The organism is Streptomyces sp. NPDC051740, from assembly GCF_044453165.1.
Taxonomy (GTDB): Bacteria; Actinomycetota; Actinomycetes; order Streptomycetales; family Streptomycetaceae; genus Streptomyces; species Streptomyces atrovirens.
Genome location: NZ_JBITCL010000002.1, coordinates 407,237 through 422,666 on the forward strand (window position 1 = coordinate 407,237; position 15,430 = coordinate 422,666).

At 71.7% G+C, this 15,430-nt stretch carries 11 protein-coding genes; 3 read left to right on the plus strand and 8 right to left on the minus strand.

Features of this window, described 5'->3' with window-relative positions:
• Positions 1–40 precede the first annotated feature (40 nt).
• Complete coding sequence (locus ACIA6T_RS04890; RefSeq protein ID WP_399445125.1) at positions 41–1,486, minus strand: MFS transporter; 1,446 nt, start codon at positions 1,484–1,486, stop codon at positions 41–43.
• Positions 1,487–1,592: 106 nt separating this feature from the next.
• Between ACIA6T_RS04890 and dusB the strand changes: the two genes are divergently transcribed.
• Positions 1,593–2,747 carry a tRNA dihydrouridine synthase DusB gene (gene dusB, locus ACIA6T_RS04895; RefSeq protein ID WP_399445126.1) on the plus strand — a complete coding sequence of 385 codons (1,155 nt, stop codon included), beginning with the start codon at positions 1,593–1,595 and terminating at the stop codon, positions 2,745–2,747.
• On the opposite strand, the gene ACIA6T_RS04900 is transcribed toward dusB, so the two are convergent.
• Positions 2,748–4,451, minus strand: a complete 1,704-nt coding sequence (locus ACIA6T_RS04900; protein ID WP_399445127.1) for a CDP-alcohol phosphatidyltransferase — start codon at positions 4,449–4,451, stop codon at positions 2,748–2,750.
• A gap of 482 nt (positions 4,452–4,933) precedes the next feature.
• On the opposite strand from ACIA6T_RS04900, the gene ppdK reads away from it, so the two are divergent.
• Positions 4,934–7,654: a pyruvate, phosphate dikinase gene (ppdK, locus tag ACIA6T_RS04905; RefSeq protein ID WP_399445128.1), complete on the plus strand. Its 2,721-nt coding sequence runs from the start codon at positions 4,934–4,936 to the stop codon at positions 7,652–7,654.
• Between the two features lie 125 nt (positions 7,655–7,779).
• Here ppdK and ACIA6T_RS04910 read toward each other — a convergent pair whose 3' ends face one another.
• The 5 genes from ACIA6T_RS04910 to ACIA6T_RS04930 form a co-directional block, all read right to left on the minus strand.
• Positions 7,780–8,214 carry an LAETG motif-containing sortase-dependent surface protein gene (locus ACIA6T_RS04910; RefSeq protein ID WP_399445129.1) on the minus strand — a complete coding sequence of 145 codons (435 nt, stop codon included), beginning with the start codon at positions 8,212–8,214 and terminating at the stop codon, positions 7,780–7,782.
• A gap of 150 nt (positions 8,215–8,364) precedes the next feature.
• Positions 8,365–9,312, minus strand: a complete 948-nt coding sequence (locus ACIA6T_RS04915; protein WP_399445130.1) for an SMP-30/gluconolactonase/LRE family protein — start codon at positions 9,310–9,312, stop codon at positions 8,365–8,367.
• A 130-nt stretch (positions 9,313–9,442) separates the two neighbouring features.
• Positions 9,443–9,793 (minus strand): nitrite reductase small subunit NirD, encoded by a 351-nt coding sequence (gene nirD, locus ACIA6T_RS04920; protein WP_385048951.1) that lies wholly within the window; start codon positions 9,791–9,793, stop codon positions 9,443–9,445.
• Positions 9,790–12,387, minus strand: coding sequence for a nitrite reductase large subunit NirB (nirB, locus tag ACIA6T_RS04925; protein ID WP_399445131.1), 2,598 nt, complete (start codon positions 12,385–12,387; stop codon positions 9,790–9,792). Before nirB ends, nirD begins: the two co-directional genes overlap by 4 nt.
• Entirely contained in the window at positions 12,387–13,604 is a 1,218-nt protein-coding gene (locus tag ACIA6T_RS04930; RefSeq protein WP_399445132.1) for an NAD(P)/FAD-dependent oxidoreductase, read from the minus strand. Before ACIA6T_RS04930 ends, nirB begins: the two co-directional genes overlap by 1 nt.
• A 174-nt stretch (positions 13,605–13,778) precedes the next feature.
• On the opposite strand from ACIA6T_RS04930, the gene ACIA6T_RS04935 reads away from it, so the two are divergent.
• Positions 13,779–14,561, plus strand: a complete 783-nt coding sequence (locus tag ACIA6T_RS04935; protein ID WP_399445133.1) for a sulfite exporter TauE/SafE family protein — start codon at positions 13,779–13,781, stop codon at positions 14,559–14,561.
• A gap of 132 nt (positions 14,562–14,693) precedes the next feature.
• Here the strand turns inward: ACIA6T_RS04935 and ACIA6T_RS04940 are convergent, their stop codons facing one another.
• On the minus strand, positions 14,694–15,344 hold the full coding sequence (locus ACIA6T_RS04940; protein WP_399445134.1) for a class F sortase: 651 nt from the start codon (positions 15,342–15,344) through the stop codon (positions 14,694–14,696).
• Positions 15,345–15,430 lie beyond the last annotated feature (86 nt).

Consider the following 15,430-nt stretch of genomic DNA (forward strand, 5'->3'; position numbering starts at 1 on the left):
GAACACCCCCGCCCCGCATGCTGAAGCACCGCCGAACAGATCAGGCGCTCACGCCCGCACTCCGCCGCATCTCCCTCGACTCCAGCCGCTCCGCCGTGCGTTCGGCGGTCCCGCGGGCCCAGCGGCCCGAGCTCGCCGCGCCCACGACCAGCACCGCGAGGCCGCACCCCGCGAGGATCCACCACCCCGGCCGCGCCGCCGTCACGAACGCGTCCGCGTACGACGACGACCCCACCCCCGCCGCCAGCACCGCGCCGATCACCGCGACGCCCAGCGCCTGCCCCAGCTGACGGCTGGTGGACGCGACCGCCGAGGCCACCCCCGCCTGCGCGGTCGGCATGCCGGAGACGGCGGTGTTGGTGATCGGGGCGTTGACGAAACCGAAGCCGACGCCGAACAGGACGTACCCGATGAAGAGGGTGACGTCGGACGTCTCGGCCTCGAACAGGGCGAAGAGGAGCCCGCTGACCGTCATCGCGCCGCCGGCGATCAGCAGCGGCAGCCGCGGCCCCCGGCTGCCGACCAGCCGGCCGGAGAGCGGGGCGCACAGGAAGGTCGGGACGGCCATCGGAAGCATCCACAGGCCCGCGTCCAGGGCGCTCAGCCCCCGTACGTTCTGCAGGTACAGCGTGGACAGGAACAGGAAGCCGCCGAGCGAGGCGAACGCGCTCACGGCTATCACCGTGGCCCCGCTGAACGGAGCGGAGCGGAAGAAGCGCAGGTCGATGAGGGGTTCGCGGCGGCGCGGCTCGTACCACAGCAGGGTGAGCAGGGAGACGAGCGCCACGGCGGCGAAGGGCGCGGTCGCCGGGAGGGAGGCGTGCGGGGCCTCGATGATCGCGTACGTCAGGGAGCCGAACAGGACGATCACCAGGAACTGGCCGACCGGGTCCGGGCGGCGGGCCCTGGGCGCGCGGGACTCCGGGACGAAACGCCAGGTGAGCAGCAGTGCGGCCAGCCCCACCGGCAGGTTGATCCAGAAGATGGAGCGCCAGCCGACCGACTCCACCAGCAGCCCGCCGACCAGCGGTCCCGCGGCCATGGAGATGCCGACGACCGCACCCCACGCGCCGATCGCGCGGGCCCGTTCACGGGGGTCGGTGAAGGTGTTGGTGATGATCGACATGGCGACCGGGTTGAGCATCGAGCCGCCGACCGCCTGGATCATCCGGAACACGACCAGCGACGTCAGGTCCGGCGCCAGTGAGCACAGCACCGAGCCGAGGGTGAAGATCACCAGGCCCGCCATGAACACCCGTCTGCGGCCGATCCGGTCGGCGGTGGAGCCGGCCGGCATCAGCAGGGAGGCCAGGACGAGGGTGTACGCGTCGACGGTCCACTGCAGACCCGCGGTGCTCGCGTCGAAGTCCCTCTGCAGGGTGGGCAGGGCGACGTTGAGGACCGTGTTGTCCAGGCTCACGATCAGCAGGCTCATGCAGCAGATCGCGAGCACCAGCATGCGTCGGCCATGGCTGAGCTCGGGCATGGGGGCCATCGTACGCGATTTCGATAGTGCGGTTAACTAATGACCGTTACACGATCATCGGGCGCCGACGTGCCGGGTACCCCTCGGCATACGGGACAATGGGGGAATGCCCACTTCCTCGCCGACCACGGACACGACCCTGCGCATCGGCCCGCACACGGTTCAGCCGCCCGTCGTGCTCGCCCCCATGGCCGGGATCACCAACGCGCCCTTCCGTACCCTGTGCAGGGAGTGGAGCGGCGGCAAGGGCCTGTTCGTCAGCGAGATGATCACCACCCGGGCGCTGGTCGAACGCAACGACAAGACCATGCAGCTCATCAGGTTCGACGAGACCGAGAAGCCGCGCTCCATCCAGCTCTACGGCGTCGACCCGGCGACCGTCGGCAAGGCCGTCCGCATGATCGCGGAGGAGGGCCTCGCCGACCACATCGACCTCAACTTCGGCTGCCCGGTCCCCAAGGTGACCCGCAAGGGCGGCGGCTCGGCCCTCCCGTACAAGCGGAACCTGCTGCGGTCCATCCTGCGCGAGGCGGTCAGCGGGGCCGGGGACCTGCCGGTGACGATGAAGATGCGCAAGGGCATCGACGACGACCACCTGACCTACCTGGACGCCGGCCGGATCGCCGTCGAGGAGGGCGTGACCGCCATCGCGCTGCACGGCCGTACCGCCGCCCAGCACTACGGCGGCACCGCCGACTGGGAGGCCATCGCCCGGCTGAAGGAGCACGTCCCGGAGATCCCGGTGCTCGGCAACGGCGACATCTGGTCGGCCGAGGACGCGCTGCGGATGGTGCGCGAGACCGGCTGCGACGGGGTGGTCGTGGGGCGTGGCTGCCTCGGCCGGCCGTGGCTGTTCTCGGACCTGGTGGCCGCCTTCGAGGGGCGCACCGACGCCTTCGTACGGCCCACGCTCCGCGAGGTCGCCGACGTCATGGTCCGGCACGCCACGCTGCTGGGGGAGTGGATCGGCGACGAGTCGCGCGGGGTGATCGACTTCCGCAAGCACGTGGCCTGGTACCTGAAGGGCTTCGCGGTCGGCTCCGAGATGCGCAAGCGGCTCGCGATCACCTCCTCGCTGGAGGAGCTGCGGGCCGGGCTCGACGAGCTGGACCTCGACCAGCCCTGGCCGGCCGGCGCCGACGGCCCCCGCGGCCGTACGTCCGGCAACAACCGGGTGGTGCTGCCGGACGGCTGGCTGAAGGACCCGTACGACTGCGCGGGCGTCGGCGAGGAGGCGGAACTGGACACCTCCGGCGGCTGATCAGCCCTCGGTGGGGTGCGGGACGGAGCCGTAGGCCGTCAGGAAGCGGTCGCGGAACGAGCTCATCTTCCACACGGGCGCGTCCCGCGCCGGGCGGAGGCCCTCCGTCCAGTTCCAGGCGTCGATCTTCTCCAGTACCTCCGGGTCCTTGGCGACGATCGACACCGGCACGTCCCGGCCCGCGTTCCTGCCGCTGACGCGGCTGATGGGCTGGTGGTCTCCGAGGAAGACGAGGACGGTGTCGTCGGTGCCGTAGCGCTCCAGCCACTGGGTGAGGCTGGTGAGCGAGTACTCGATCGACCTGCCGTACTCCCGCCGGGACTCGGTGGAGTCGGCCATGACGTCGGACGTCTTCCTGCCCGCCTTCTCGATGGCGTCGAAGACCGAGCCGTCGCCGAGCTCGTCCCAGCCGACCAGTTCCGGGATCGGCGCCCAGGGCTGGTGGCTGGAGGTGAGGATGACCTCCGACATCAGCGGTCTGTCGCGCTTCCTGCCGTGCTCCAGGCGCTGGAAGGCTTCCAGGGCGTACTGGTCCGGCATGGTCGACCAGCTGAACTTCGGCCCCTCGTAGCCGAGGTCGAAGGCGTCGTAGACCTTGTCGAGGCCGTGCCACTCCGCCTCCGGCCAGGCCTTCTGCACGCCCGGCATGACGCCGACGGTGTCCCAGGCGCCGGTCTTCCGGAACGCCTTGGTGAGGGTGAGGTGGTCGCCGGAGGTGACGGTGCGGTAGCGCTGCTGGTTGTCGATCCACAGGCCGGACAGGGTGGTGGAGTGGCCGAGCCAGCTGTTGCCGCCGTACGTCGCCGAGGTGAGCCAGCCGCTGCGGGCGTGGTAGCCGGCCTTCGTGAGCGCGGCGGTGCGGGTGTCGAGGGTGTGGACGACGCCGGGGGCGATCAGCGGGTCCTCGACGGCGACGCGGCCGTAGCTCTCGATGAAGGCGAGGACGACGTCCTTGCCGCGCAGGTCCGGGACGAGCTGGTCGGGGGGAGTGGCGCCGAAGGTGTCCGCCCGCGCCTCCTTCGCGAACGCCGCCTCGTCGCGCAGGGTGTCCACCACGCGCTGCGTCTGCCCCGTCAGGGCGTCCACGGCGGGGTCGGAGGCGACCGGCATGCCGGAGACCTGGACCCCGAGCGCCGCGCAGGTGACCCACACCGTCCCGGCGACCAGCGCGCCCGGGGTGGCGTGGCCGCGGTGCCGGGCCAGCAGGTTGCCGAGCCGGACGGTGGCCAGCGCCATGACGCCCACGAGGAGCAGGACGAGGACGACCGCGCCGACGGCGGCGGCGGTCGCGGCCGTGGAGCCCATCGAGTCCGCGACGTAGCTCTGCGCGTCGTCGAGCAGCCCCCAGTCGAGTACGACGTTGAAGCCGCGGCCCAGGTATTCGGTGAACCCGATGTCCAGCAGGTTCAGCACGGTCAGGACGCCGATGCCCGCCCCGTACAGCGCCGCCACGACGATCCGCGGCCGGCGGGGCAGGGCGAGCAGCAGGACGGCCCCGGTGATCGCCTCCGCCGGTATCCGGGTGAACCGGTCGGGCCGGAGTCCCGGTGCGGTGTTCGGCATCAGGAGGGCGCCGACGACGAGGGCGGCGGCGAGGACGTGGACCGCCCGGCGGAGGGCGCGGGCGGCGACGGGGTGCGCGTCCCGTGCGTCGCGCAGGCGTGTGCGGATGCGCGTGTCGCGCAGGCGTGTGAAGACAGGCACCCCGGAGGTTCCTTCCGTGCCGAGCCCGGTGGGAGGCGGACCCGGCGTGGGGGTCCGGGTCCGCCGTCCTTCCGTACGGGCGGCGGGAACGGTGTGTTCACCTGGTCCGCATGGTGAAATCCGGTCCGCTGTGGCAGCGTGATTCTCGCCACCCTTGATAAGGGTGACGCTCAGATGAGCGGATTGTGGACGACTGCACTTCTCAAAGGGTGGCACTCAGTGCCACCTCTTGATCGTTCATCGAGCGAAATCAGACGTGGCTATTGCCGCTCGTATGAGCGCTGAAGGGTCGATGGGAAGGCTTGTGCGTTCAAGAAGTGAAAACATTCGGCCGTCACGGCTTGCCAAGCTTTGACTTTCGATCCGCTGGCGGACGGCTGGTTACAGGCGTATGACGCACAAGTGGACGTACCCAGAAGCCTTTGATCTGGGTACATTCTCGCCGTCAGGGCAGCCACCGCGTCCTCGAGGAGTCGAGACCCGTGTCGGAAAACAAAGATCCCCACGTAGCGAAGTTCGTTTACGACTTCACCGAGGGCAACAAGGACCTGAAGGACCTCCTGGGCGGCAAGGGCGCCAACCTCGCCGAGATGACCAGCCTGGGCCTTCCCGTCCCGCCCGGCTTCACCATCACCACCGAGGCCTGCAAGACCTACCTCGACAGTGGCGAGGAGCCGGCGGCACTGCGTGACGAGGTGAGTGCGCACCTCGACGCCCTCGAGGCGACCATGGGCAAGAAGCTCGGCCAGGCCGACGACCCCCTCCTCGTGTCGGTCCGCTCCGGGGCGAAGTTCTCCATGCCGGGCATGATGGACACCGTCCTCAACATCGGCCTCTCCGACAAGTCCGTGCAGGGCCTCGCCCGGCAGGCCGGCGACGACCGGTTCGCGTGGGACTCCTACCGGCGCCTCATCCAGATGTTCGGCAAGACCGTGCTCGGCGTCGACGGCGAGCTGTTCGAGGACGCGCTGGAGGCGGCGAAGGCGGCCAAGAAGGTCACCGTCGACACCGAGCTGGAGGCGGCCGACCTCAAGAAGCTCGTCACCAAGTTCAAGAAGATCGTCAAGACCGAGGCCGGCCGGGACTTCCCGCAGGACCCGCGCGAGCAGATGGACCTCGCCATCAAGGCGGTCTTCGACTCCTGGAACGGCGACCGCGCCAAGCTCTACCGCCGCCAGGAGCGCATCCCGCACGACCTCGGCACCGCCGTCAACGTCTGCTCCATGGTCTTCGGCAACCTCGGCCCGGACTCGGGTACGGGTGTCGCGTTCACCCGCGATCCCGCCTCCGGCCACCAGGGCGTCTACGGCGACTACCTGCAGAACGCGCAGGGCGAGGACGTGGTCGCGGGCATCCGCAACACCGTGCCGCTCGCGGAGCTGGAGTCGATCGACAAGAAGTCGTACGACCAGCTCATGCGGATCATGGAGACCCTGGAGAACCACTACAAGGATCTCTGCGACATCGAGTTCACCATCGAGCGCGGCCAGCTGTGGATGCTCCAGACCCGCGTCGGCAAGCGCACCGCGGGCGCGGCCTTCCGCATCGCCACCCAGCTGGTGGACCAGGGTCTGATCGACGAGGCCGAGGCGCTCAGCCGCGTCAACGGCGCCCAGCTCGCCCAGCTGATGTTCCCCCGCTTCGACGAGAGCGCCAAGGTCGAGAAGGTCGGCCGGGGCATCGCGGCCTCGCCGGGCGCGGCGGTCGGCAAGGCGGTCTTCGACTCGTACACCGCCGTCAAGTGGTCCCGCTCCGGCGAGAAGGTCATCCTCGTCCGCCGCGAGACCAACCCCGACGACCTGGACGGCATGATCGCCGCCGAGGGCATCCTCACCTCGCGCGGCGGCAAGACCTCCCACGCGGCCGTCGTCGCGCGCGGCATGGGCAAGACCTGTGTCTGCGGCGCCGAGGAGCTGGAGGTCGACACCAAGCGCCGCCGGATGACCGTGCCCGGCGGGCACGTCGTCGAGGAGGGCGACGTCATCTCCATCGACGGCTCCTCCGGCAAGGTCTACCTGGGCGAGGTCCCGGTCGTCCCGTCGCCGGTCGTGGAGTACTTCGAGGGCCGGATGCACCCGGGCGCCGACGACGCCGACGAACTCGTCGAGGCCGTGCACCGGATGATGGCCTTCGCCGACCGCAAGCGCCGGCTGCGGGTGCGCGCCAACGCCGACAACGCCGAGGACGCGCTGCGGGCGCGGCGCTTCGGCGCCCAGGGCATCGGCCTGTGCCGCACCGAGCACATGTTCCTCGGCGACCGCCGCGAACTGGTCGAACGCCTGATCCTCGCCGACACCGAGGCCGAGCGCGAGGAGTCCCTGAAGGCCCTGCTCCCGCTCCAGAAGCGGGACTTCGTCGAACTCTTCGAGGCGATGGACGGCCTCCCGGTCACCATCCGCCTCCTCGACCCGCCGCTGCACGAGTTCCTGCCCGACATCACCGAACTGTCGGTCCGTGTCGCCCTCGCCGAGTCCCGGCAGGAGCCGCACGAGAACGAGCTGCGCCTGCTCCAGGCCGTGCACCGGCTGCACGAGCAGAACCCGATGCTGGGTCTGCGCGGTGTCCGCCTCGGCCTGGTCATCCCCGGCCTGTTCACCATGCAGGTGCGGGCCATCGCGGAGGCGGCGGCCGAGCGCAAGGCGGCCAAGGCCGACCCGCGCGCGGAGATCATGATCCCGCTCGTCGGCACGGTCCAGGAGCTGGAGATCGTCCGCGAGGAGGCCGACCAGGTCATCGCCGAGGTCGAGCAGACCACCGGCACCAAGCTGAAGCTCGCCATCGGCACGATGATCGAGCTGCCGCGCGCCGCGCTGACCGCCGGCCAGATCGCGGAGGCGGCGGAGTTCTTCTCCTTCGGCACGAACGACCTCACCCAGACGGTGTGGGGCTTCTCCCGCGACGACGTGGAGGCCTCGTTCTTCACGGCGTACCTGGAGAAGGGCATCTTCGGGGTGTCGCCGTTCGAGACGATCGACAAGGACGGCGTGGGATCCCTGGTCGCCGCCGCCGCGCAGGCCGGCCGCGCCACCCGCCCCGACCTGAAGCTCGGCGTCTGCGGCGAGCACGGCGGCGACCCGGAGTCGGTCCACTTCTTCCACGAGGTCGGCCTGGACTACGTCTCCTGCTCCCCGTTCCGCATCCCGGTCGCCCGCCTGGAAGCCGGCCGCGCGGCCGTCACGTCGACGGGCAGCGACCACCGGTAGGGGCACGCGAAGCCCCGGAGCCGTCGTCTGTCACCCGACCACCCTCACCGATCGGCGACGGCTCCGGACCACGAAAGAGAGGGCGGCACCCGTGCGGGGGTGCCGCCCTCTCGCGCGGCATGGACTCAGCGGCCGTCGCCGCGGCGCCTGCGGGCCGCGATCATCACGCCGCCGCCGAGGAGGACGACGGCGGCGCCGCCGGCCGCGATGTACGGCGTGGTGTCGCTGCCACCGGTCTCGGCGAGGTCGGTGCCGCCGCCCTGCTCCTTGCTGTCGGAGGAGCCGGTGTTCCCGGTCTCCGTGCCGTCCTCGGCCTCCGCGTTCTCCTCGTGGGGCTTGAAGTCCGCCGGCGGCCGGTCGCAGCCGATGCCGTCGTCGTCGCGGTCCAGGTGCTCGCCGTAGTGGTCGTCGCCCTTGGGGATGCTCTCGTACCCGTTCTCGTACGCCTCGGTGCAGTTCTCGAACGGGTGGTCGCCGTCGTGGGCCACGGCGGTGGCCGGTACGGCGGCCAGGGCGAGTGCGGCGAGGACCGCGGCGGCGGAGGTGCGGAACGGGTGCATGGCGGAGAGCCCCCCAGATCGGGCGATTGCGTGTGCTTGGTGCGGAAGTGACGAAGCTACTGGGGGGATCGTGCCGTGTGGGGCATATGGAGGGCCCGTGATGCGAACGTGACGTGACCGGAAGGTAGCTCTCCGCTGCCGTCCCGGTGGTTACAGCGGTACCGCCACCGCCGTGAACGTCGTCTCCGGGGTCTGTGGGCTGGTGAAGCGGGCGTTGACCAGGTAGAGGCGGTCGCCGAAGCGGGCGGCGGTGGCGGGGACGTCGAAGCGGGGGTCGGTGATCGAGCGGCGCAGGGTCGCCTTCGTGGAGTCGGCGTCCAGGTCGAAGACCGTGACCATGTTCGAACGGTTCTGTACGACGTACAGGGTGCGGCCGACGCGGACCAGGCCGTCGCCGTTGACCACGTTCTCCGCGCCGGACAGGGCGATACGGGTGGCGCGCCCGGTGCGGAGGCTCACGCGGTACAGCTCGCCCGGGGTGCTCTTGACCACGATCACATCGCGTCCGTCGGGGGTGCTCACGATGCCGTTGGCGTTGTTGACGCCCGGCAGTTGCTCCCAGTCGCCGGTGAGCGGCAGGGCGCGGACGCCCCCGCCCCGGCCGCGCGCGACACCGTACAGGACCGCGTCGCGGGAGTCGGTGAACCAGGCGCGGTCCGGGAAGAGTACGGCGTCGTTGATGAAGTGGCCGGTGGTGGAGGTGAGTTGGTGTGTCCGCTCCGGCTCGCCGGTGCGGGCGTCGACGACGCGCGCGGTGCCGCCTCCGCCGCCGGCGACGTACAGCAGGCCGTCCCGGCCCAGTTTGAGGCCGATGGCCACGAGGCCGGGGGCGCCCTCGTGGAGGACCTCGCCCTTTCCGGTGCGCAGGTCGGTGCGGAGGATCGCGCCGTCGGCGCGGGATCCCATGTAGGCGTACGGCGCGCCGCCGATGGTGATGCCCTCGGGCAGCCAGCCGTCCGGAAGCGGGAACTCGGTCGGCCAGGCGGGCCGGTGGCCGGCGGCCTGCGCCGTACCGGTGCCGGCCGCCACCGCGAGCGCGGTGACGGCGGCACCGCCGAGCAGGGCGCGCCGGGAGGGTCGGGTGTGCTTGCGGGTCATGGTTCGGGCCTCCGTGACGGATGGGTGTGGGGCCTGAAACGGGTGGGGCACGACCGATGTAACCCGATGGACCCGGCCCGCCGGGCGGAACGACCCGAACCGACAGTGATTCGACAGGCGTCCCGCCGGATCAGGCCGCCTTCACCTCGTACGCCGTCACCCGTACCGCCTCGTCGTCCAGGCACTGGCCCGACTCCAGGTCGAAGCGCTGCTTCAGGAGCGGGGAGGCGACGAAGGGGCGGCCCTGGTGGGTGCCGGTCAGGCCGCGGGAGAGGACCGCCGCGCCGGTGAAGGGGTCGCGGTTGTCGATGGCGTACAGGCGGCCGGTGCGGTCGGCGAAGACGGCGACCTGGCGGCCGTCGGGGAGGAGGGCGGCCACCCCGCGGCCGGGGAGCAGCGCGCTCAGGTCGCAGACCGTGAACCAGTCGTCGGCGAGGCGGAGCTGGACCTTCAGATCGGTGGTCTCGAGTGCCAGGGTCATCGCGTGGCGCTTCCTTCCAGGATCTCGTCGGCGGGACGCAGGCCGATGTTCAGCAGCGGCAGGTCGGGCTTCATCTGGTCGCGCTCGGGGACGAACGCGACCACCGGGTCGGGGGTGTCGGGGGCGTTCACGAAGGACACGAAGCGGGCCAGCTTCTCCGGGTCGTTGATGGTCTCGGCCCACTCGTCGCGGTAGTGCGAGACGTGGGCGGCCATCAGGCCCTCCAGTTCGTCGCAGATGCCGAGCGAGTCGTGGACGACGACGTCCCGTACGTGGTCCAGGCCGCCGGGGACGCGGTCCAGCCACACGCTGGTGCGCTCCAGGCGGTCGGCGGTGCGGATGTAGAACATCAGGAACCGGTCGATCAGGCGGATCAGTTCGGCGTCCGAGAGGTCCTGCGCGAGCAGGTCCGCGTGGCGCGGGGTGGCGCCGCCGTTGCCGCCGACGTAGAGGTTCCAGCCGCCCGCGGTGGCGATGACGCCGAAGTCCTTCGACTGGGCCTCGGCGCACTCGCGCTGGCAGCCGGAGACCGCGGACTTGAGCTTGTGCGGGGAGCGCAGCCCCCGGTAGCGCAGCTCCAGGTCGATCGCCATGCGGACGGAGTCCTGGACGCCGTAGCGGCACCAGGTCTGCCCGACGCAGGACTTCACCGTGCGCAGCGACTTGCCGTAGGCGTGCCCCGACTCGAAGCCGGCGTCGACCAGGCGGGCCCAGATCACCGGGAGCTGTTCGACCCGCGCGCCGAACATGTCGATCCGCTGGCCGCCGGTGATCTTCGTGTAGAGGCCGAAGTCGCGGGCGATCTCACCGATCACGATCAGCTTCTCCGGGGCGATCTCACCGCCGGGGATGCGCGGCACGACCGAGTACGAGCCGTTCTTCTGCAGGTTGGCCAGGAAGTGGTCGTTGGTGTCCTGGAGGGCCGCCTGCTCGCCGTCGAGGACGTGGGTGCCGGCGCCGATCGTCGGGGCGAGGGAGGCGATGATCGAGCCGACCGTCGGCTTGCAGACCTCGCAGCCGTCGCCGCCCCGGGCGGCCTCGCGGCCGTGGCGGTCGAGCAGGTCCCGGAAGGAGGTGACGCGCAGGGCGAGGACGATCTCGTACAGCTCCTCGCGGGTCTGGGAGAAGCAGCCGCACAGGCCCTTGTCGACCTCGACGCCGCTCGCCTCCAGCTCGGCGTTGATGAGCTGGCCGAGGACCTTGACGCAACTGCCGCACGTCGTGCCGGCCTTGGTGCACTTCTTCACCTCGGGCACGGTGGTGCACCTGTGCTCGGTGACGGCCTCGCGGATCGTGCCCTTGCGGACGTTGTTGCAGGAGCAGATGATCGCGTCGTCCGGCAGCGCGGACGGCCCGAGCTGCACGGGGGCGCCCGCGCCGGCCGGCAGCACCAGCGACTCGGGCGGGACCGGCGGGACGGAGCCGGTGAAGGCCTTCAGGGTGCCGTACGCCTCCGCGTCGCCGACCAGGATGCCGCCGAGCAGCGTGCCGTCGCGGCCGATGACCAGCTTCTTGTACAGGCCGGCGCGGGAGTCGGAGTAGACGACGTCCAGGCAGTCGTCGGCGGTGCCGTGCGCGTCGCCGAAGGACGCCACGTCCACGCCGAGCAGCTTCAGCTTGGTGGACAGGTCGGCGCCGGTGAAGGACGACTCGTCCTCGGCGATGGTCGCGGCGACCGTCTCGGCCTGCTCGTAGCCGGGCGCGACCAGGCCGTACACCCGGCCGTCGGCGGCCAGCGCGCACTCGCCGATCGCGAACACGTGCGGGTCGGAGACCGTGCGGCACTGCTCGTCGACCGCGATGCCGCCGCGCTCGCCGACGGTGAGGCCGCAGTCGCGGGCCAGCTGGTCGCGGGGGCGGACACCGGCGGAGAACACCACCAGGTCGGTGGTGAGTTCGGAACCGTCGGAGAGCTTCATGCCGGTGACCGCGCCGTCCTCGCCGACCACGATCTCCTGGGTGCCCACGCCCGTGTGGACGCTCAGGCCCATCTCCTCGATGGTGCGCAGCAGCGCCGCGCCGCCGCCCTCGTCGACCTGGACGGGCATCAGACGGGGCGCGAACTCCACGATGTGGGAGGTGAGTCCGAGGCCCTTGAGCGCGCCCGCCGCCTCCAGGCCGAGCAGACCGCCGCCGACCACGGCACCGGTCGTCGACTTCCTCGCGTACTCCTCGATCGCGAGCAGGTCCTCGATCGTGCGGTAGACGAAACAGCCCTCGGCGTCCTTGTTCGGCACCGGCGGCACGAACGGGTAGGAGCCGGTGGCCAGCACCAGGACGTCGTAGTCGACGACCAGCCCGGAGCGGGCCGTCACCCTGCGCGCCTCGCGGTCGACGGTCTCCGCCGGGTCACCGATGTGCAGCTCGATGCCGTGCTCCTCGATGAACGCCATGTCCGTCATCGACAGGTCCTCGGGCGTCCTCCCCGAGAAGTACGAGGTGAGCTGGACACGGTCGTACGCCGGACGCGGCTCCTCGCACAGCACGACCACGCGGTGCGTGGCGGTCAGGCCGCGCTCGGCGAGCGCCTCCAGGAAACGCTGGCCGACCATGCCGTGGCCGATGAGCACGATGGTCGATGTGTCCGTGGACATCAGGAGCCTCCGTCATTGGTGAGCAGGTGGAGCAGGGGCCCGCCGGCGGACGGGAGCGGCTCTGCTCCCTCCCAGGCGCGCGCGAGGGCGCCGACGGTGCCGAGTTCGCCGACCAGGACCCCGCCGACCAGGCGGTCGTCGCGGACGACGACCTTGCGGTAGGTGCCCCGGGTGGCATCGGTGAGCTGGACGACGTCGTCGCCCGGCAGCGCCTCGGTCTCGCCGAACGCGGCCAGGTCGAAGGGGCTGTCCGGGCCGGTGAGGGTGAGCCGGGTCAGGGAACGGGTGCCGGTGTAACGGGCGCCGCTGTCCCCGGCGAGCAGCGCGGCGAGCGCGTCGGCCTGTTCCAGCGCCGGGGTGGCCAGCCCGTACACCGTGCCGGCGTGCTGGACGCAGTCGCCGATCGCGTGGATGTACGGGTCGGAGGTGCGCAGCTCGTCGTCGACGACGACGCCCTTGCGGACGTCGAGCCCGGCCGCCTGCGCGAGACCGGTCCTCGGGTGCACCCCGCAGGCCAGCACCACGAGGTCGGCGTCGAGGGCGTAGCCGTCGGCCATCTCCACCGAGCGGACCGCGCCGCCGACGCAGCGCACGTCCCGCACCCGGCACTCGGTGTGCACCTCCACGCCGAGGTCGGTCAGGTGCCGCCGGACCAGCTTGGACGCGGCCGGGTCGAGCTGCCGTTCCATCAGCCGCTCGGACTGCTGGGCGAGGACGACCTGCGCGCCGCGCACGGCGAGAGCGCGGGCCGCGGAGACCCCGAGCAGCCCGCCGCCGATCACCACCGCCCGCACCCCGGGCCGTACCGCCTCGGCCAGGCCCAGGCAGTCGTCCAGGGTGCGGAACGCGTGCACGCCCTCGGGCAGCTCGTGGTCCTCGGTGAACAGGCCGCGCAGCGGCGGCAGTACGGGGTTGGAGCCGGTGGCCAGGACGAGCCTGTCGTATGCGATCACCGAACCGTCCGCGCAGCCGACGGTCCGCGCCGCGCGGTCGATGCCGGTCACCCGGGCGCGGGTCAGCTCCGCGGGCGCCGGCAGGGCGATCACCTCGGGGCTGTAACGTCCGGCCAGCACCTCGGCGAGCAGCACCCTGTTGTACGGGCGGTGCTCCTCCTCGCCGATCAGCGTCACGGGCGTGCCGAGCTCGCCGAGCCGCCGGGCGAGTCGTACGCCCGCGAGGCCGGAGCCGATCACCACCACACGCTCATTCGAGGTCATGCCCCTGAGCCTGCGGTGCGGGTGTTACCCGTCGGCATCCCTTCTGTTTCCCGCGCGGAACGCTGCCCTCAGCGAAGGGGTGCGGCGGATGTGAGGAGGCCGGCCCCGCCGGCAACCTCAAGTAACGCTCATCTTGATGGACGTGGCATCTATCTCGTCCATAGGCTCCCGACCATGCCCGACATCTCCCTGACCACGGTCGTCCTGCTCTGTCTGGCCGCCCTCGCCGCCGGCTGGATCGACGCCGTGGTCGGCGGCGGCGGACTGCTGCTCCTGCCCGCCCTGCTGCTCGGCCTGCCCGCCGGCACCCCCGCCGCGCACGCGCTCGGCACCAACAAGGCGGTAGCGATCGTCGGCACCACGGGCGCGGCGGTCACCTACGCCCGCAAGGCGCCGGTCGACGTGAGGACCGCCGTACGCATCGGCCTCGCGGCCCTCGCCGGATCGTCGGGCGGGGCCTTCTTCGCGGCCGGGATGAGCACCGAGGTCCTCAAACCGGTGATCATGGTGGTGCTGCTCGCCGTGGCCGCCTTCGTGATCCTGCGCCCCGCCTTCGGCACGGCCCCCGCCACCGGCCCGGCGACCCGCCGCCAGATCCTCGCCGCGATCGGCCTGGCCGGCCTCGGCATCGGCTTCTACGACGGTCTCATCGGCCCCGGCACCGGTACGTTCCTCGTCCTGGCGCTCACCGCCCTGCTCCACCTCGACCTGGTCACCGCCTCCGCCACCGCCAAGATCGTCAACTGCTGCACCAACGCCGGCGCGCTCGCGATGTTCGCCTGGCAGGGCGCGGTGCTGTGGCAACTGGCGTTGCTGATGGCGGTGTTCAACCTGGCGGGCGGCACGCTCGGCGCGCACACGGCACTGAAGAAGGGCAGCGGCTTCGTCCGCGTCGTCCTGCTGACGGTCGTCTTCGCCCTGGTGGCGAACCTGGCGTACGAGCAGTGGCTGGCGTGAGGGTCCGAGCAGTGGCCGGCGTGAGGGTCCGAGCAGTGGCCGGCCTGAGGGTACGAGCGGTGACCGCAGCCGGTCCGGGCGGGCGACGACCGTCCCGGCGCTCGCGGTCGGTGCCCGGTCGGCGTCCCCGGCTCAGCGGCTGCCGGTCAGGTGGGCGTACACGACGACGTTCCCCCGGTACCCGGTCGTCCGGGAGTAGCCCCCGCCGCAGGTGATGACCCGCAGTTCGGGGCGGGGCGCCGCCCCGTACACCTTCCCGTCGGGGAAGTCCCGGGCGTCGTACACCTCGACGGCGTCCACCGTGAACACGGCGACGGTGCCGTCGCGGCGGTCCACCTCGATGGTGCCGCCCTTGCGCAGGGCGCCGAGGGAGTAGAAGACGGCGGGGCCGTCGGCGTTGTCGACGTGGCCCGCGACGATCGCGGTGCCCGTCTCACCGGGGGTGGTGCCGGCCTCGTACCAGCCGGCGAGGTTCTTCCGGTCGGGGGGCGGGGCGTCGAGACTGCCGGTCCTCGTCAGGCCGAGGCCGGTCAGGGGCGCGTCCACGTCGATCGCGGGGATGCGGACGCGGTCGGGAGGAGAGGGCGGCAGGGCGGGGGCCGAGGCCCGGTCCGCGCCGCGGTCGTCGTCCCCCGCGTGCGCCTGGGCGGCGGACGGCTGCGGCGGCGCCTGCGCCCCGGTCCCGTCGTGCAGCAGCCACATCCCCGCACACAGGGCGCACACCGTGACGGCGGCTACCGCTGCGTTGCCCGGACACCCGGCCCGGCGGAACCTGCGGCGCATGACGGACTGACCTCGTCTCGAATCGGTCCCCGTGCCCCCTCCGGGCCGCGAGGGGCGTCGGACCCGGAGGGGGAGGGGACGTGCGG

Excerpts from the sequence above, each read along its gene's own strand:
- ACIA6T_RS04890 (WP_399445125.1), bottom strand. The coding sequence starts at position 1,486 with ATGCCCGAGCTCAGCCATGGCCGACGCATGCTGGTGCTCGCGATCTGC.
- dusB (WP_399445126.1), top strand. The coding sequence starts at position 1,593 with ATGCCCACTTCCTCGCCGACCACGGACACGACCCTGCGCATCGGCCCG.
- ACIA6T_RS04910 (WP_399445129.1), bottom strand. The coding sequence starts at position 8,214 with ATGCACCCGTTCCGCACCTCCGCCGCCGCGGTCCTCGCCGCACTCGCC.
- ACIA6T_RS04915 (WP_399445130.1), bottom strand. The coding sequence starts at position 9,312 with ATGACCCGCAAGCACACCCGACCCTCCCGGCGCGCCCTGCTCGGCGGT.
- nirD (WP_385048951.1), bottom strand. The coding sequence starts at position 9,793 with ATGACCCTGGCACTCGAGACCACCGATCTGAAGGTCCAGCTCCGCCTC.
- nirB (WP_399445131.1), bottom strand. The coding sequence starts at position 12,387 with ATGTCCACGGACACATCGACCATCGTGCTCATCGGCCACGGCATGGTC.
- ACIA6T_RS04930 (WP_399445132.1), bottom strand. The coding sequence starts at position 13,604 with ATGACCTCGAATGAGCGTGTGGTGGTGATCGGCTCCGGCCTCGCGGGC.
- ACIA6T_RS04935 (WP_399445133.1), top strand. The coding sequence starts at position 13,779 with ATGCCCGACATCTCCCTGACCACGGTCGTCCTGCTCTGTCTGGCCGCC.
- ACIA6T_RS04940 (WP_399445134.1), bottom strand. The coding sequence starts at position 15,344 with ATGCGCCGCAGGTTCCGCCGGGCCGGGTGTCCGGGCAACGCAGCGGTA.